This is a genomic window from Bacteroidales bacterium MB20-C3-3, from assembly GCA_035609245.1.
Lineage (GTDB): Bacteria > Bacteroidota > Bacteroidia > Bacteroidales > UBA932 > Bact-08.
The window spans coordinates 479,094-496,849 of record CP141202.1 but is presented as its reverse complement, the minus strand read 5'-3'; the positions used below and the strand labels follow the sequence as shown (position 1 = coordinate 496,849).

Annotated in this window: 17 protein-coding genes; 9 read left to right on the top strand and 8 right to left on the bottom strand. The window is 38.0% G+C overall.

Going from position 1 to position 17,756, the window contains the following annotated elements; translation table 11 throughout:
• Positions 1 to 3 precede the first annotated feature (3 nt).
• Complete coding sequence (locus U5907_02120) at positions 4 to 1,110, top strand: 4-phosphoerythronate dehydrogenase (GenBank protein ID WRQ33452.1); 1,107 nt, start codon at positions 4 to 6, stop codon at positions 1,108 to 1,110.
• Positions 1,097 to 2,593 carry a DUF4301 family protein gene (locus U5907_02115; protein ID WRQ33451.1) on the top strand — a complete coding sequence of 499 codons (1,497 nt, stop codon included), beginning with the start codon at positions 1,097 to 1,099 and terminating at the stop codon, positions 2,591 to 2,593. Before U5907_02120 ends, U5907_02115 begins: the two co-directional genes overlap by 14 nt.
• Here the strand turns inward: U5907_02115 and U5907_02110 are convergent.
• Both U5907_02110 and U5907_02105 read right to left on the bottom strand, forming a co-directional pair.
• The gene (locus U5907_02110; protein WRQ33450.1) at positions 2,590 to 2,988 is read right to left on the bottom strand and encodes a hypothetical protein; all 399 of its coding nucleotides are present in this window, start codon (positions 2,986 to 2,988) and stop codon (positions 2,590 to 2,592) included. The genes U5907_02115 and U5907_02110 overlap by 4 nt on opposite strands.
• On the bottom strand, positions 2,981 to 3,541 hold the full coding sequence (locus U5907_02105) for a sigma-70 family RNA polymerase sigma factor (protein WRQ33449.1): 561 nt from the start codon (positions 3,539 to 3,541) through the stop codon (positions 2,981 to 2,983). Before U5907_02105 ends, U5907_02110 begins: the two co-directional genes overlap by 8 nt.
• A 96-nt stretch (positions 3,542 to 3,637) precedes the next feature.
• Between U5907_02105 and U5907_02100 the strand changes: the two genes are divergently transcribed.
• On the top strand, positions 3,638 to 4,045 hold the full coding sequence (locus U5907_02100; protein ID WRQ33448.1) for a hypothetical protein: 408 nt from the start codon (positions 3,638 to 3,640) through the stop codon (positions 4,043 to 4,045).
• A gap of 199 nt (positions 4,046 to 4,244) precedes the next feature.
• On the opposite strand, the gene U5907_02095 is transcribed toward U5907_02100, so the two are convergent.
• Positions 4,245 to 5,318: a deoxyhypusine synthase gene (locus tag U5907_02095; protein WRQ33447.1), complete on the bottom strand. Its 1,074-nt coding sequence runs from the start codon at positions 5,316 to 5,318 to the stop codon at positions 4,245 to 4,247.
• A 94-nt stretch (positions 5,319 to 5,412) separates the two neighbouring features.
• Between U5907_02095 and lysA the strand changes: the two genes are divergently transcribed.
• From lysA to U5907_02075, 4 genes are read left to right on the top strand one after another with little or no spacing between them, the layout of a single operon-like run.
• A complete protein-coding gene (gene lysA / locus U5907_02090; protein ID WRQ34073.1) occupies positions 5,413 to 6,561 on the top strand; it encodes a diaminopimelate decarboxylase in 1,149 nt (382 codons plus the stop codon).
• A gap of 25 nt (positions 6,562 to 6,586) precedes the next feature.
• Positions 6,587 to 7,204 (top strand): TetR/AcrR family transcriptional regulator, encoded by a 618-nt coding sequence (locus U5907_02085; protein ID WRQ33446.1) that lies wholly within the window; start codon positions 6,587 to 6,589, stop codon positions 7,202 to 7,204.
• A gap of 21 nt (positions 7,205 to 7,225) precedes the next feature.
• The gene (gene ffh / locus U5907_02080; protein WRQ33445.1) at positions 7,226 to 8,560 is read left to right on the top strand and encodes a signal recognition particle protein; all 1,335 of its coding nucleotides are present in this window, start codon (positions 7,226 to 7,228) and stop codon (positions 8,558 to 8,560) included.
• Between the two features lie 20 nt (positions 8,561 to 8,580).
• The gene (locus U5907_02075) at positions 8,581 to 9,450 is read left to right on the top strand and encodes a tetrahydrofolate dehydrogenase/cyclohydrolase catalytic domain-containing protein (protein WRQ33444.1); all 870 of its coding nucleotides are present in this window, start codon (positions 8,581 to 8,583) and stop codon (positions 9,448 to 9,450) included.
• 51 nt (positions 9,451 to 9,501) lie between these two features.
• On the opposite strand, the gene U5907_02070 is transcribed toward U5907_02075, so the two are convergent.
• The 4 genes from U5907_02070 to U5907_02055 all read right to left on the bottom strand — a co-directional run bounded on the left by U5907_02070 (position 9,502) and on the right by U5907_02055 (position 14,037).
• Positions 9,502 to 11,898, bottom strand: a complete 2,397-nt coding sequence (locus tag U5907_02070; protein ID WRQ33443.1) for a TonB-dependent receptor — start codon at positions 11,896 to 11,898, stop codon at positions 9,502 to 9,504.
• Between the two features lie 154 nt (positions 11,899 to 12,052).
• On the bottom strand, positions 12,053 to 12,388 hold the full coding sequence (locus U5907_02065; protein WRQ33442.1) for a GntR family transcriptional regulator: 336 nt from the start codon (positions 12,386 to 12,388) through the stop codon (positions 12,053 to 12,055).
• A 5-nt stretch (positions 12,389 to 12,393) separates the two neighbouring features.
• On the bottom strand, positions 12,394 to 13,200 hold the full coding sequence (locus U5907_02060; protein WRQ33441.1) for a hypothetical protein: 807 nt from the start codon (positions 13,198 to 13,200) through the stop codon (positions 12,394 to 12,396).
• A 6-nt stretch (positions 13,201 to 13,206) separates the two neighbouring features.
• Positions 13,207 to 14,037, bottom strand: a complete 831-nt coding sequence (locus U5907_02055; protein WRQ33440.1) for an ABC transporter ATP-binding protein — start codon at positions 14,035 to 14,037, stop codon at positions 13,207 to 13,209.
• A gap of 113 nt (positions 14,038 to 14,150) precedes the next feature.
• Between U5907_02055 and U5907_02050 the strand changes: the two genes are divergently transcribed.
• On the top strand, positions 14,151 to 15,749 hold the full coding sequence (locus tag U5907_02050) for a M28 family peptidase (GenBank protein ID WRQ33439.1): 1,599 nt from the start codon (positions 14,151 to 14,153) through the stop codon (positions 15,747 to 15,749).
• Complete coding sequence (locus U5907_02045) at positions 15,746 to 16,603, top strand: hypothetical protein (GenBank protein WRQ33438.1); 858 nt, start codon at positions 15,746 to 15,748, stop codon at positions 16,601 to 16,603. Before U5907_02050 ends, U5907_02045 begins: the two co-directional genes overlap by 4 nt.
• Here the strand turns inward: U5907_02045 and U5907_02040 are convergent.
• The gene (locus tag U5907_02040) at positions 16,600 to 17,748 is read right to left on the bottom strand and encodes a cytochrome d ubiquinol oxidase subunit II (GenBank protein WRQ33437.1); all 1,149 of its coding nucleotides are present in this window, start codon (positions 17,746 to 17,748) and stop codon (positions 16,600 to 16,602) included. The genes U5907_02045 and U5907_02040 overlap by 4 nt on opposite strands.
• Positions 17,749 to 17,756: the final 8 nt, after the last annotated feature.

Below are 17,756 nucleotides of genomic sequence, written 5' to 3'. Positions count from 1 at the left end.
TGCATGGAAAAGGCAATAAAAGTGATTATTGATTCTGACATCCCATTCATAAGAGGTATTGTTGAACCTTATGCCTCAGTTGAGTATCTTAAGGGAGGTGAATTTTCAAATGAGAAAATCGCAAATAGCGATGCTCTGATTATCAGAACAAGAACTAAATGCAACAGAGAGCTGCTGGAACATACCAATGTTAAGTTTATTGCTTCAGCGACTATAGGAAGTGATCATGTTGATCTTGACTGGTGCAGAGAAAACGGAATTCATTTTACAAATGCTGCCGGTTGCAACGCATGGGGTGTGGTTCAATATGTTATTACATCAATTTTCTATCTTTTTGATAAAAAGGGGGAGAGTCCCAAAGGGATAACATTAGGTGTTATAGGAGCAGGAAATGTAGGGGAGAGGTTAGCAACTCTTGCAACAAAGCTGGGTTTTAATGTATTAAGATGTGACCCCCCGTTAGCGTTAAAGATGGCTCATGACTCTTCTCTGTCAAAAATTGAGTACTATGATTTGGATTATGTTTTAAGAAACTCTGATGTGGTATCACTTCATGTGCCTCTTGATTCATCTACCAGAGATATGGCAAACGATTCGTTTTTCAGTAGTTTAAAGGATGGAGCGGTTTTAATCAATACTTCAAGAGGAGAGGTGGTTGTCGAAAAAGCTTTAATAAAGGCAATAGATAATCTGTCTGGATTAGTTGTTGATGTTTGGAGGGATGAACCAAACATTAACAGAGATATACTCTATAAAGCCGATATCTCTACACCTCATATAGCCGGTTATTCTATTCAGGGAAAGATTAATGCATCTGTAATTTCAATTAATAATCTGGGGCGTTTCTTTAATATTGATCCGCTCTCGGGGTATACTTATAAGCATACAGAGCCTCCAAGGTTAACTTTTATGCCAATGGAGGATTGTGATCCTTATATAAATTTGAGTAATCTGATTTTTACACTTTATGATATCGGAGAAGATTCCAAAGCTCTGAAAGAGTCTCCGCTATTGTTTGAAAGTTTAAGAAATGGTTATGCATACAGAGAGGAGTATTCAGAGGAGGTCAAATATATGTTTGATAAAATAATCAGAGATGAGCAGATTTAGTAAAAGCGATTTGGATCAATTTAATAGACAGGAGATATCTGTATCCGAGGTTGAATCTCAAATAGAGTCAATTAACAGAGGATTCCCATTTTTAAATATTGTAGCTCCGTCTGTTCCGGGAAAAGGGATAAGGATGGTTAGCAAAGAGATGCAAAGCCGATATATTTCTAAATACCAATCGTCCCGCCTTTCTGTCTCCAGGTTTGTCCCTGCCTCAGGCGCTGCTACCAGAATGTTTAAAGATCTATATGAGGCTGCCGAATTACTGGAGAGAGGAGAGAAACCGGAGCCCAATTCACCTGTCTCACTTTTTCTCTCCTCCCTTGACAGGTTCCCTTTTATTGATGACCTCAAACGATTACCATCATTTAATTCCGGTGATTACTTGTCAGTAATAAGGCTCCTATTATTGGATCATGGGTTGGGTTATGGTTCCAAGCCTAAAGGGTTGCTTAAATTTCACCGTTACTCAGGAGAATCAAGGACTGCTTTTGAAGAACAAATTGTTGAGAGTGTAAAATATGCTTTTAATAATGATGGTGAAGCAAAGTTGATGCTTACAGTTTCAGCGGAGCATCTTGAATCATTTAACAATCTTTATTTAAAGCTTAAAGAGAAGATATTGAAGGAGAGAGGCATTAATTTGACTGTTGATTTTACTCTTCAAAAAAAATCTACAGATACTATTGCCGTTGATTTAGAGGGAAATCCATTCAGAAACGAAGATGGCTCAATTCTCTTCAGACCGGGAGGACATGGAGCTCTGATAGGGAATCTGCAGGAGATTAACAGTGATATTATTTTTATTAAAAATATAGACAATGTTACCAGAGAGGAGTTGTTGGATGATACAACTACCTGGAAGCAAACTCTGGCAGGAATGCTAATTCAAGCCCGTGAGAAATGTTTCGGCTATTTGAATAAACTAGATGGAGAATTTGATTCAGCTCTTCATCTTGAAATTATAAAATATCTAAAGGAGGAGTTTTGTATTGAGATACCTGATTTGCCAGAAGAGCTGACAAGAGACTTTTTGTATGCTAAACTTAACAGACCTATAAGGGTATGCGGGATGGTTAAAAATGAGGGAGAGCCAGGTGGCGGACCTTTTATAGTAAGAGATGCCGATGGTTCTACATCTCTTCAGATTTTGGAATCTGCTCAGCTAGATAAATCACATCCGGATTTCAGAAGATGGAGTATGGAATCTACTCATTTTAATCCGGTGGATATCGTGTGTTCTATAATTGATTATCAGGGCAATAAATTTAATCTTAATAAATTTATTGATGTTGAGACCGGATTCGTTTCAGTTAAGAGTCTGAAGGGTAAGTCGTTAAAAGCACTTGAGCTCCCAGGTTTGTGGAATGGTGCTATGAGCAACTGGAATTCAATCTTCGTTGAGGTTCCCGTATCTACATTTAATCCGGTAAAAACAGTAAACGATCTACTGAGACCTCAGCATACAGGGGAGAGAGTTTAATTTTTGTCACTCCTCTTTTTACTAATTTTTTCTGAGATAACTCTTTCACATATAAGGAGTATAGCAATATTTGCTCCAAGGATCATCCATGTAAATGAGCCTTCGGTTTTAAATACAGACGAGATGCTGTTGAGGGCTTTCGTGAAAAATGAAAAATTTATGTTAGATGAGAAATCTATTTTAAAAAAATAGTGGTTTATACAGAAGAGGGAAGCGAAGAGAGCAGCAGCTGTTACCATAGCAATCACTATGTTTTTTATTGTCTCTCTCGTGGATTCAAGCTGTATAGATCTCTTCTCTATCTTGTCAAAAACTTTAGTTTCAAATCCGAATGGGACAGATTGGTCATCAATCTGTGAGAGTAAGTTCTTAATATTTATATCCTGTTCATCCATAGCACAAATCAATTTTATCTCCAATTAATATACTCAGCCTCTTTTTAATCCGGTGTAATTTTACCTTTATGTTTGATTCAGATAAACCACTGATTTCTGAAATCTCCCTAATGCTTTTTTCGTGATTGTAAAACGAGAGAATAATGAATTTGTCTCCTGTGTCAAGCTCTCCTATAGCATTATACAATAATTTTGTAACTCTCTCTCTTTCTGAAATCAGCTCTCTCTCATCATTTGATGTGTCCGGTATCTGCCCGGCATTTTCAAATGGAATATTTATTCTTTTTTGTTTTCTTGTTTTTGAGATTGACATATTATATGCTATCCTGAACAGCCAGGTTGAAAATGAGCACTCTCCCCTGAATCCTGATAGGGAGAAGTATGCTTTTACAAACACATCCTGAGCAACCTCCTCTGCGTCTTCTCTGTTACTGACCACTCCTCTTACAATTGAAAGAATTTTAGGGGAATGCACTAAAACCAGCTGATTGAACAAGCTCGTTTCACCACATTTAATTCGCTCAATTATTCTTAATTCCTCCTCTCTTTTCATCACTTTGTTAGACGCAGACTAAGTTTCAAAGTTACATTGTGTAACCTTTATTTCAAAGACTCGTCAAAAGAGCAAACACAATAAAAATTTATAACCATGATGGATTTTATTTCTATACCTGTTACTTTTGGAGTTGGTGCATACGCTTTTTATAAGGTAATAGAGCTATTTGTAAGAAAGAGAGAGCGCTTATTGCTTATTGACAAACTTAACTCTCTGGAAAATGTAAATACCACTAATATTAATCTCTCTGAAATTTTTGGAGAGGGTAAGTTGTTTAAGAACCAGTATTTAACCCTTAGAATTGGATCTCTACTGGTGGGCTTGGGTTTGGGGCTTTTAATAGGTTATATAATTGTTAACACAACAATGGGAAATGTATCTGATGCCACCTGGATGATAAGGGAAACACAAAGTGTTATTTATGGTGCCTCAACTCTGTTGTTTGGTGGTATGGGTCTTATTGCCGGTTTTATTGCGGAGATTAGACTAAAGAAAAAGTAGCATCAAACTACTCTTTTTTATTATATCAGTTATCTGTATCAGCACGGAAAATCCTCCCCACCATGTGGTGGGTCCCCTCCCTCTTCGGGAGCCAATGTTTTCCTTAGCTGATACAGATAGCTGATAATTACAAGAAAAATTGAGACCGACTAAAAATTGCTTTTTAGTCGGCCTCTTATTATAATGATGCAATAAATTATTACTCAGGATCTTGAAGAAGAAGGCCTGTGCCTTGTGTGCCATCTTTAAAAAGAAGTGAGTGATTTTTAGCCTCTCTGGCTTTCCAGTCTCCTTTGTGGAATGCATAGCTGACAATAACCGGAACAACAGTTGTAGCCTCTGCGTAAACCATCTGCTCATGTGCGGTATTAACCTTACCCCATGAGTTAGCCTCTTTAAGCGTGGATGATGAACAGGCACCATCCCTGACATCGGCAACAGTAATCTGAATAGCATACTGGTGCATTGGAACATCAAATCCCAGGCACTCTGCGCAAACAACTGTATCCTGTGCAAAGTTTTTAGGCACTCCGCCGCCTACCATAAAGAGACCGCTTGTTTTTGCAGACATCTTTACCTCTGTGAGTTCTCTGAAATCTGCTATGGAGTCAATTGTAAGATATGGTTTGCCTTGTTTCATTCTTTCAACCTGATGCATTACAAGTCCAAAGCCTGCGCTGCTGTCTGTAAAAGCAGGACAGAAAATAGGAACATTGTTTTCATATGCAGTCTGAATAAGAGAATTTTTCTTTTTTGAATTTTTAGTGAGCCACTTTCCGATTTCGTGTATAAATTCTCTTGATGAATAAGGTCTTGCCTCCAGAGAGTCTGCAATTGTTTTGATTGTTGAATCGCATGCTTGCAACTCCTCTTCATCTATAAATGTATCGTAAATTCTGTCAATATAGTTGCCCCTGAGATGGGTGTCATCTATAAATTGTGTCCCCTTATAATGTTTGTAACCAAGAGCTTCAAAAAAGTCCATGTCAATGATTGAGGCTCCTGTTGCAACAATCGCATCAATCATATTGAATCGGACCATATCTACATAAACCTGCATGCATCCGCCTGCAGATGTACTTCCGGCAAGAATCAACCAGTTGGTGGACTCTTTATCGTTAATCATCAGCTGAAGGATGTCTGCTGCAGAAGCTGTGTCTCTGGAAGAAAAAGACATCTCTCTCATGGAATCTATCAGATAGGTAGAGTCCAGTTTTGTAATGTCAATGTGCTTTATTGTCTCCTGAAGGAGATCCTTTTTAGTTGGTTTCATCCTTTTATATTTAATTTTTGCAAAGATAGATAATTTAAATTAAGTACAAGTTTTTTACTAATTTTGCAGGTTCAAACCCCAATAGATATTTGTGATGTTCAATACTAAAGAGATTCGCGAATTCCAGCAACTGGATACACCCTTTTACTATTACAATCTTGAATTGTTAAAAAAGACCCTTTTAAATTACACTGCAAACCTGAAGAGGTACAACTACCACGCTCATTATGCGCTAAAGGCTAATGCTAATGACAGAATTCTTGAAATAATCAGGAGCTTTGGACTTGGAGCAGATTGTGTAAGCGGTAATGAAGTTGCCCTTGCACTGAAGTCTGGCTTTGATCCATCTAAGGTAGTCTACGCAGGTGTGGGAAAGTCAGATAAAGAGATCAAAACCGCGCTTGAAGGAGGAATTTTTAGTTTTAATTGTGAATCTGTGCCCGAGCTGGAGATTATTAACTCTCTTGCCGCCTCAATGGGTAAAATCGCCTCCGTATCATTAAGGATTAATCCGGATATTGATGCGCATACACATAAATATATCAGTACAGGCAGATCACAGGATAAATTTGGAATAAGTACCTGGATGTTTCAGGAGGTGAGAGAGACTTTAAGGAAATCTGATAATCTTAAATTTGCCGGACTCCATTTTCATGTTGGATCTCAGATTACAGACCTAAATGTTTTTGAGATGCTAACCGGAAGGGTTAATGATATTCAGCGATGGTTTTTTGACAATGGTCTGCCGGTAAGAAATATTAATCTTGGAGGAGGATTAGGAATTGATTACGAAAACCCTGATGCAAATCCAATCTCTGACTTTGACACATATTTCCAAATAATAAATAAAGGGCTTGAAGTCCGTGAAAATCAGGATGTCCACTTTGAGCCGGGAAGAACAATAGTTGCCCAGTGTGGATCTTTGATTACCAGAGTACTTTATGTAAAGATTGGTAAAGGGAAGAAATTTGCGATACTTGATGCAGGAATGAATGATCTGATCAGACCAGCTCTTTATCAGGCAAAACATAAGATAGACAATCTGACCTCACAAGGCAGAAAAATGAGATACGATGTTGTTGGACCAGTATGCGAATCAAGTGACAGATTTGGCAGTTCAATATTGTTACCTGAAACATCCAGGGGAGATATAATTGCAATACGATCAGCAGGAGCATACGGACAAGTTATGGCTATGAAATATAACCAGAGAGATTTGGCACCTGAATACTATTCCGGATAGTTATTAATCAAGAAACTTAATTTTTATGAGCAGAGTAAGTTCTAAAGAGAGGTATGTTATTGAGGTTTACGAGCTCTTCAGAAAGAAGGGGCTGAGAATGACTATGGATGAAATTGCCGATCATCTCAAATTGACCAAAAAGACTCTTTACAATAACTTTAACAGTAAGGACGAGTTGATGAGGACTGTTATGCAGCATGTTCTCGGAGAGATAGAATTCAAAATAAACATGGCTCTGTCACAGGGAAGAGATGCCATAGAGGCCCTTTACCATACTAGTGATATGATGAACAAATCTCTCTCCGAAATTGGGCCATTGCTCTTAAGTGACTCCTCTGTTTATCTCCCGGATCTTAAGTTGCTGGATCATACAAACAGAATGTCATTTTACTCAAGGATCATTGCAGAAAATATCGAAAGGGGTATCTCTGAAGGTTTCTACAGAACAGATTTTAATAAAGAGCTTGTAACTCTCTTTTTTACATCTGCTATGTCCCGAATTTACTCATGGAATGGAGCCTATAAATTTTTAAAAGATCCTTATGTATTTCATTCAGAGTTAGTCAGATATCATTTGGAGTCAATAGTCAATGATCAGGGGAGAGAGGTGCTGAGAGAGATTATTCATAAAAGAGGGAAGTAATATTATAAATTATTATAAAAGATGTTTGAGAATTTAATTGATCGTCTGGAGAGTTCTTTTAAACTTTTAAAAGGAGAGGGTAAGATAACAGAGGTAAATGTTGCAGAGACATTGAAGGATATCAGAAAAGCTTTACTTGATGCAGATGTGAGCTACAAAATTGCAAAATCTTTTTGCGATGATGTCAAGCAGAAAGCTCTGGGTCAGGATGTACTTAAAGCTGTTCGTCCCGGACAAATGCTGACTAAAATTGTTCACGATGAGCTTACGGCCCTTATGGGTAATGAAGCGACAGATATAAATCTTAAAGGTAATCCGGGGGTAGTTCTGGTAGCTGGTCTTCAAGGTTCAGGTAAGACAACATTCTGCGGAAAACTGGCTCTTAACAGTAAAAATAAAAGAGGGCTTAAAACGCTGCTTGTTGCAGGTGATGTTTACAGACCAGCCGCGATAGATCAGTTAAAGGTACTTGGAGAGCAAGTTGGAGTTGAAGTTTACTCAGAGGAGGGGGTGAAAGATCCTGTATCAATAGCTAAGAATGCTATTTCAAAAGCAAAAAGAGAGGGCTTCTCGCTTGTAATAATTGATACTGCAGGCCGACTTGCTATTGACGAAGAGATGATGAGGGAGATAGAATCGGTTAAAAAATCGGTTAACCCTACCGAGACTCTATTTGTAGTAGATTCGATGACTGGACAGGACGCAGTAGAAACAGCAAGAACATTCAATGAAAGACTAAATTTTGACGGAGTTGTTCTTACAAAGCTGGATGGAGACACAAGGGGTGGTGCTGCTCTCTCTATCAGAGCTGTTGTTAACAAACCAATTAAATTTGTCTCTTCGGGGGAAAAAATGGATGCCCTTGATGTATTTCATCCAAGGAGAATTGCCGATAGAATCTTAGGAATGGGGGATGTTGTCTCACTTGTTGAAAAGGCTCAGGAGCAGTATGATGAAGAGGAGGCAAGAAGATTACAGAAGAAACTAGCAAAGGATCAGTTTACACTTGAAGATTTCTATTCTCAGATTCAGCAAATCAAGAAGATGGGAAACATTAAGGATCTTGCTGCAATGATACCTGGTGTAGGCAAAGCAATCAAAGATGTGGATATGGATAATAACTCATTTAAAAGTATAGAGGCAATTATTCAATCTATGACAAAAGAGGAGAAAAACGATCCTGCTATACTAAATGGAAACAGGAGAAAGAGAATAGCAATGGGTAGCGGCACTTCAATTGCTGAAGTTAACAGACTGGTTAAACAGTTTGAGGACATGAGAAAAGTTATGAAGACAGTAGCCGGCGGAGGTGGTAAGAATGCGATGAGAAATATGGCTGCTTTAAGAAGAAGATAAACCTATAATTTAAATCTGAGATGGAATTACTGGATGGTAAGGCAACAGCTGACAAAATTAAAAATGAAATAGCGATTGAAGTTCAAAAAATCGCCTCTGAAGGAGGGAAAATTCCGCACCTTGCAGCAATTCTTGTGGGAGATGACGGTGCCTCCCAAACATATGTAGGACACAAAGAGAAGGCATGTGCTCAGGTGGGATTTAAATCGACTCTGCTTAGATTTCCTGCTGATATCTCAGAGGAGAGACTGCTCTCAGAAATTGATAGTATTAATAAAAACAATGACATTGATGGTCTTATAGTTCAACTGCCTCTCCCTGGTCATATAAATGAACAATTAGTAACTGAAGCAATTGACCCTGAAAAGGATGTTGATGGATTTCATCCAGTGAATGTTGGTAAAATGGTTCTTGGACTTCCATCTTTTATATCTGCAACTCCATGGGGAATAATTGAGCTGCTTAACAGATACAATATTGAAACATCAGGGAAAAACTGTGTAATAATAGGACGGAGCAATATCGTAGGAAGACCCATGGCAAACCTTCTTTCTCAAAAGGCAAAGCCCGGGGATTGTACTGTTACTATGTGTCATAGCAGGACAAGAGATTTGAAGGAACACACTTTAAAGGCTGATATAATTATTGCCGCTTTGGGTGTTGCCGAATTCCTCAGGGGAGATATGGTAAAAGAGGGAGCTGTTGTTATAGATGTTGGAATTACAAGAGTTCCGGCAGAGAATAAAATCGGTTTCAGGCTTTTAGGGGATGTTAAATTTGACGAAGTAGCTCCAAAGTGCTCTTATATAACTCCTGTACCGGGTGGGGTAGGGCCGATGACAATAATAGCCCTTATGAAAAATACTCTCAAAGCTGCGTCAAAAAAATAAAAAAGCCGGTCTTAAAAGACCGGCCTAAAGTGAGGCTACCTAAATTTCAAACTAATTTCCGGCTCCTGTTCTGGAAGCCTCTTCGTTATTGCCCACTTTTCTTGTTTTTACTGCTTTACTCTGTCCGAATCTGTACTGAAAACTAATTGTAATCTGGCGACTGTTGTAGTTTGAATGGAAATTATAGCCGTTAACAACATCAGTATTCAATTCAGCCCTGTTTGATCTGGTATTGAAGATGTCTGAAATATTAAGGGCAACTGTACCTTTGTTCGCAAAAAGGCTCTTTTTTACACCAATATTTACATCTCCGGAAGGTTTTATCTTAAAATATCCATATGGGATTCCAGATTGGATTGATCCTGTTAGTTCAACTTTGTAATCCTTTGGTAAAAGGAATGTTGCGTTAAGATATCCGTTTGCATAGAGAGAGCCGCTGTTAAAATTCTCTGTCGTATTTGTAACTGTTAACAAATTTGCATTAGCATTCAGTACAAACCATTTTGTTAAAGGGAGTTCAGAGATTGAAAATGAGCCTCCAAAAAATGCTTGTGTGCCAAAGTTTTGCCATATTAATAATTTCTCACCAGTCTCCGGATTAAAGTATGGATTCTGAATAATTACACCTTCGTTTATCTGTCCGACAAGATTTATTGAATAGTGTTGTTTATAACCTAGCGTAAGACCCATCATATGGCTGTACTGAGGCATAAGTTCCGGATTTCCCTCAACAGCACTGTTTGCATCAACATAAATTCTGAATGGATTAAGTTGAAAGAACCTTGGTCTGTTAACCCTTTTTGTGTAAGAGAGTCCAAATCTGAAATCTTTGTTTGGAGTGTATCCTACAAAAAGGGTAGGGAAGAGGTCTGTGTAAGTTTTATGAGTGGTTGTATCTGCACTTGTCCAGTTACCTGTTGCATCTGTCATCTCTCCTCTCAGACCCGCTTTAAGGCTCCATTTAGGGCCAAATTGCCGTGCAACTGAAACATAAGCAGCAGAGATGTTTTCTGTGTACCCGAATATACTGCTCAGGTTTTGATTAGGACTCCATATACCATCAATTTTATCCTCTCTGAGCAGGTTGTTGTCAGTAAGACTTCTGGCAAATTTTGCCCCTGCCTCCAGTTTGTAATTTTTGAACATTATTTGCTCATAATCTGCTTTTGCTGAGATAATCTCAATAACCTGGTCTGAGTTGCTTCTGAATATATTTGCTTCTCTTGTTGGAAGGCCGCTGATATCTGTAAAAAGATTCTCCTGGAAGCTGTACTGACCTGTTTTATATCTGCCGTAGTCTGCGTTAAGAGTAAACTCCTGACCATCTTTAATTGTATGGGTGTAGTTAATGTTACCTGACCATGTTCTGAACATATCTGAATTATCTATTGAAGTTGCTGTCTTCTCAATAATCTGTCCGTTCCTGAATAAAGTGTTTCCGGTTATGTTGTCATCAGTAATATCTTCACCGGATCTGTCAAGACCTGATATAATTACTCCTACAACATTCTTTTTGTTGATAAAGAAATCGCTGCTAAGCCTCAGATTATGATATCTCTGTGCAACATCTGATTTTGTTGAACCATCCAAAATAAGGCCTCCTCCCATATCTGTTGTTGAATAAAAGTCATTGAACCTCTCTCCGAATCTTGGGCTGTACGACAAAGATGTATTTGTCTTTTCACCTCTGTAGTTGAGATTAAGAGTTCCATCAACTCCATCATAGTTTTTACTGTAATATGGAGAGGCTGAGTATCCGGCCTTTACAAATCCGTTAATCCCTTTAACGAAATTCTTTTTTGTCCTGATATTAATGATACCACCTGAACCTGAAGCATCATATTTTGCAGATGGGTGAGCAAGGATCTCAATTTTATCAATAGTTGCAGCATCTGTTCCGCTTAAAAGCATATCCAGCTGCTGACCAGTCATATTTGAGGGCCTTCCATCTATCCAAATCTGAACCGCAGATCCGTTGAGAAGGATATTGCCATCCGGGTCAATACTTACACCCGGAGCCTTTCTCAAAATATCAAGGGCATTGCTCCCCTGTGTAGAGACTGCTTCTGAAACATTGAAAATTATTTTATCAAGTTTTTGCTCAATAACCGGAACTTTTGCAGTAACAATAGCTGAAGATAGTGTTACTGAGTTGCTTGCTAACTTTATCTCACCAAGATCTACAGTATTTGAGCTTTGATTGATATTAACTGTAAATGTTGTATCTCTGAAACCTATGAAAGATACCTTTATTTTACATTCACCATAGATCACTTTGTCTATAAGAAATTTACCATCATCACCAGATGTAGCACCCCCCAGGATTTTGTTCTCTTTGTCCTGAATGCTTATTGTCGCAAATGATAAAGGAGAGCCATTCCCCTTTTCAGAGACTTTACCTGTGATAATACCGTTGTTTTTTGCAGCTGTTGCGCTGATTGAGATCATTAAGATCAATAAAACCGAAAGAAATTTGTTATACATAGTTGTTGTGAAAATTGAATACATTGTAAAGCATAATATATTATTCACACCTTTAGACGAAGACTAAGCTTGATTAGTTGCACTCTTCACGAAAAAAATCAAGAAATCTTTATAATAATCAGAATATTTCAGTTGGATTTAATCCAAGAAGTTCAAGTCTGCGCTTAATTTTTGGTAACTCCTCCTGAATAAATTGCTCTCTTTGAATTGTGATAATCTGTTCTTTTGCACCAGTTTTAACAAAATATCCAACTCCTCTTTTATTGTAAATAATCTCTGCCTCCTGCAGATGGTCGTATGTTCTCATAATTGTATTGGGATTGACCCCCAGAATCCCTCCATATTCCCTTACGGATGGTATTCTCTCCTCCTCATTCCACTCATTTGTGAGAATTAGATCACAAATGGTATCGGAAATCTGAAGATATATCGGTTTGTGTTCGTTAAATTCCATAATAGTTAGTATTGGAGAGTTTTCATCCTGTGGTATGATCCAAATAAGAACCAGGCAGGGAGTACACCGTAAAAGAATATCTGACTTGTATAGTACAAAGTTTTAAAGAGAGCGGAGAAGTTACCAAATTCTTCCAGTTTAGATATATCACTGATTTTATCTATGCTGATATTGATATTCATCTTCTCCATAATCAGGAAATCCTCTTTAAAAACCACTGTGACCAGAAATACCAGTGTCATGGCAAATACTATGTATAGCCCTATTGTCGAGAGCAGGGTTTTGGTTACTTTATATTTTCTGAAAAGAAGATTACAGTAAATGAATCCTAGCTGCATTATAAGCGCCTCTGCATATCCCTTGGCAAATTTTTCTCCAAGATTTAAGCTGGAAATTGCATAACCATTGAATATCTGAGGTGTTACAGTTGTAATAATTGTATCTGTTAATAAAACAGTACAAAAAGTGAAAACAGGAAGAAGTATTACACAGTTAATTAGCATACTGAGGTATTTCTCCATTACAGAGGCCGGAAGTAGTACATAGTCTATACCACCTTTCTTGTGATTGTAACTTTTATACAAATTAAAAGGGGCAATAAGCATTGACAACATTGCAGCAAAAAATATGAAACTTGCTCTGCTACTCGCAATTGATGTTGATTCCCCATAGCTGAACACAATAATACTGAGCCAGTATCCTGCCAGAAGTGCTCCGAAAATTGCAGCAATCTTTAGCATCATATGAAATCTCTCAGAGGACTCCTTCTGAACCAGTTTAAAAAATCTGTTTATATTAAAAAACTCTTTCATCTCTTTTTATTTTTTAAAAATATCCTTGATTAGTTCTCTGTTTTGCAACACAGAATTGAATAAAGCCTCAATATTAACCTTGCATTCTCGTCCAGTGATATTTCTGTTAACATTGATAAATCCGCCTAATGTTTGCTCACTGTAGATTGCATTTTCTGAGGCAGTTGGACTGAATTCAAAACACAATTTCTGACTTATTTCATCTATTGATGCATTTAGTAGTACTCCATTTCTGTCCAGAATAATTATCGGATCAATAAGATTTTCAAGATCTCTTACCTGATGTGTAGAGATAACGATACAGGTCTCATCTGTAGATGCTTGTGAGATAACTCTTCTTAGCTGGGCCTTGGAAGGGATGTCCAGTCCGTTGCTCGGTTCATCCATAAGAATAAGTTTGGTGTTGGTAGAGAGAGCAAACGCAATGATTGCTTTTTTCTGCTGACCAAACGAGAGTTTTGTAAACTTGCTGTTTCCGTTAACTTCAAATTCAGTCATTAGTCTGCTGAATTTATTATGATCGTAGTTAGGATAAAACTCTCCTCTTAGCCTGGCAAATTTATTAACAACCAGATCCGGACCCATAAAATCTTCCGGAATGTAAAAGAGCTCTCCTAAAAAACCCGGTTCTCTGAGATAGGGATTATAACCGTTAACTCTGCAGCTTCCGCTTTTAAGTTTTAGTAAACCGCTCATTATTTTGAGCAAAGTAGTTTTCCCAACTCCGTTCTGACCTAGCAGGCCGTATATCTTTCCTGCCTCTAGTTTCATTGAAACATCATTGAACACAATGTGTTTTGAATAATTAAACTGAAGATTATCAATTGTTACCATCATTATTTGGTTTTGTTTCGTCTTGGTGTATTAGTGAAGTAGTGCACTGCAAATGTAATTGGTTTTTTCTTTCTACCAAAAAAAAGTTAGTTTTGTAATAGATTATTTTAAACTTAATGAAAAAACTACCTGTATATCTGAGTGTTATTCTCTCACTTTTTTTTGCTGAAAATTTATATTCTCAAAAATTTGTTAATAATATTGATGAGGTAAGAAAGAATTTAATCCATCTGGCTGATGACAGAATGAAGGGACGAGAGACTGGCTCTGCCGAGGATAGGAAATCGGCAGAGTTTATTGCTGAAACCTTGTCTGATTATGGCTTTAAGCCTTTAGTGGGTGAAAATCCTTTGGTCCCCTTTAATCTTACTTTTTACAGAGAGGTTGGATATGGTTCTCACCTTATTGCTGATAATATTAAGTACATAGAGTGGAAGGACTATAAAGTTCTTCCACAATCTCCATCTTTTAGTCTAAATGGTGTATGTACTTACCCATCCGGTAATCCTGAAAAACATCCCAATCCTGTTCTTATCATCAAGACCTCTCAGGATAGCATACCATTACTGGCTGCAATGTTTAAATCCCGGGGGATTTCTGCATTGCTTGTTAACACAGGTGAGCCTATCTCTGATTCAAGAATTGGAGGAACAACAGCTCTCTCAATTCCGGTGCTTCAGATATCTGATGAAGTATATTCGGATCTCATAACTAAATCTGGTAAATATGTGGATATTAAGACAGTTACGAATGCAGTTCAGGGAGATTCATATAATGTTTTAATGAGTTACGGAAAAGAGGATGCCCCTTTGACTGTTATAGTAGGTGCCCATTTTGACCACCTGGGAATGGGGGGAGCCGGTTCCGGAAGCATGAAACCAAAAGAGATGGCCGTTCATAATGGTGCCGACGATAATGCAAGTGGAGTTGCGGGAGCAATGGAAATAGGAAGGCTGCTATCGGCATATGCCGACTCGTTGGGTCTGAGGATTATTGTGGGTGCTTTTGGAGCCGAAGAGAGGGGACTTATCGGATCCAGAGCAGCTGCAGATACGCTAAATAAATTGGGCACTCTGCCAGATCTTATGATTAACCTTGATATGGTTGGACGACTATCGGAAAATAAACTGCAGATTGGTGGAGTGGGTACTTTTGCTCACGCCGCAGATATTGTTAAAAAGGCAAATGAAGGGAGAGACTTTGTGCTGACACTGACAAATGATGGATTTGGCCCCTCTGATCATTCTTCTTTTTATACAGTTGGGGTTCCTGTGTTATACCTTACGACTGGAGTACATAAACAGTATCATACTCCTGATGATGATATAGAATTAATTAATTTTGATGGAATTGGTTCAATTTCTGAGTATGTAGCCTCTGTTATAACTATTATTTCATCATCTGAAGCACCAAAATATATAAAGACTGAGTCTCCTCCAACTATGTCCAGAGCTGCTTTCAAGGTGACCCTTGGGGTAATCCCGGATTTTACATATGAAAAGGGGGATGGCTTCAGAGTCGGTTCTGTAAGCGATGCTAAACCGGCTGATAAAGCTGGAATGAAAGCAGGAGATATTATAAAGAAGATGAATAATAAGCCAGTCTTAAATATTTATGAATATATGGCAATGCTGGGTGAACTTAAAAAAGGTGAAAAGCTTATTGTTGAAATTGAAAGAGATGGGGATTTGATTAAACTTGAGATACAGTTATGAAAAAAGTTTTATTGTGGATTGCAGCAATTTGTGTGACATTATCTGCTGTTTATTTTCAAAGAGTAACCGGCCCAACAAAACCTGTAAATGTTACTTTTAATTACAATGGTGCTGAGTGTTCAGCACTCCTCCTCAGAAGTACAGAGACAACTCTTACACATAAAGAGGCTTCCGGTGATTACAAAAAAACAGACAAAACTTCTCCGTTAAGCGTAAAAATTTCAAATATCCCTCAGGATGTATCTCTTGAGATGGTATATTCTCTCTATCCTGGAGATTGGCAATCAGATACTTTGGTCGCTGCAAGATTGGATGATATGTTTACTTTTGAGGTTCCGGCTCTGCCTGCCGCTTCAAAAATCAAGTATTCTGTATTAATAGCAGATTCAGAGACCAAAACTTTAATAGGAGAGGGTGATGTTATACTGAGATTTAAGGCTCCTGTTCCGGCAGCTGTTTTGATCCCTCATATTTTGTTCATGTTTATTGCTATGCTCTTCTCAAACTTTACAGGGATAGCAGCATATTTTAAGAAAATCAGGATAGAGAGATATGCTTTGGCAGTTATAATATTATTGGGTGTAGGAGGGTTGATTTTGGGCCCTATGGTTCAAAAATATGCTTTTGATGCATACTGGACAGGCTGGCCATTTGGGGAGGATCTGACAGATAATAAAACATTAGTTGCTTTTATAGTATGGGTTGTTGCCTGGCTGTTAAACAGGAAAAAGGGCAGCAGAAAATATATGTATATAATCGCTGCCCTTGTTATGTTACTGGTTTACTCTATTCCTCACAGTACTGCAGGATCTGAATATGATCATACAAAAGGGGAGGTTGTTACAGGTCGTTAATATTTGTGAGTGTCTGGTTTTGAAAGATCTTCCGTACTCATTTTTACTTTGGTCATTGCTCTCCATACATAGTAGATGTAACCAAATACAAATGGTACCATCAGAGATGCATATGCCATTGTTTTAAGAGTAAATTCGCTGGAAGAACTATTTGCAAGCGTCAGTGAATACTGCGGATCAACGGTAGATACGAAGAATGCTGTATTATTAAAGGCAGCGCATATAAGAATGCTCCAGACTGCAAGTACAACTCCTCCGCCTGTAAGAAAGAAACTGCTCTTTCTGCCTTTTTTCCCAAATATATTCAATCCCAGTCCGGACAGAACCAGTAATACACCGGCAAGAAGCATTACAAGCGGCCAGATAAGTTCAATCATATTAAAGAAGTATTTATACCTTACAGGAGTAATTAAGCCATTTTCAGGTGTTACATGATACCCTGTCATTGTAAAGAGAGCAATCAAAAAGGCAACAAACCCCAGAACAAATGCAGGACCGGTAATCTTAATCTGACTTTTGCATTTTTTGTTCAGAGATTCAGAATCGATCTGCATCATAACATACATTAGTCCAAGTGTCCTTGCTGCAAGATAAACAACTATTCCCAGAAGGAGGTTAAAAGGGTTGGTTATTGCCTCCAATCCATGCCACCCGTTTGCCCAGTAGGATATTGTTGGCTGGAAAGTGTCTGCAATACTGCTCTTGTTCATAACAAACGCACCACCTGAAAAGAACATTCCAACTGCAACTCCAAGTAATATTGTTCCAAATGTACCATTCAGAAAAAGGAAAGTTTCATATGTGCGGGCACCAAGCAGATTTCCTGCTTTACTTCTGAATTCAAAAGAGACCGCCTGAATTACAAAGAGGAAGAGGATAGCCATCCATAGCCAGTACGCTCCTCCAAAACTAGTTGAATAATAAAGGGGAAATGATGCAAAAATTGCACCTCCAAAAGTTACCAGTGTGGTAAAAGTAAGTTCCCATTTATGACCTAGTGCATTAACAAGAAGGGTCTTTTCATCTTTCTCTTTTGCAGTTCCAAAGAGGAGAGATTGCCCTCCCTGAACAAACATAAGAAATACAAGCAGAGAACCTAAAAGGGACACAATAATCCACCAGTATTGTTGTAGTATGTATATCATGGTTTTTT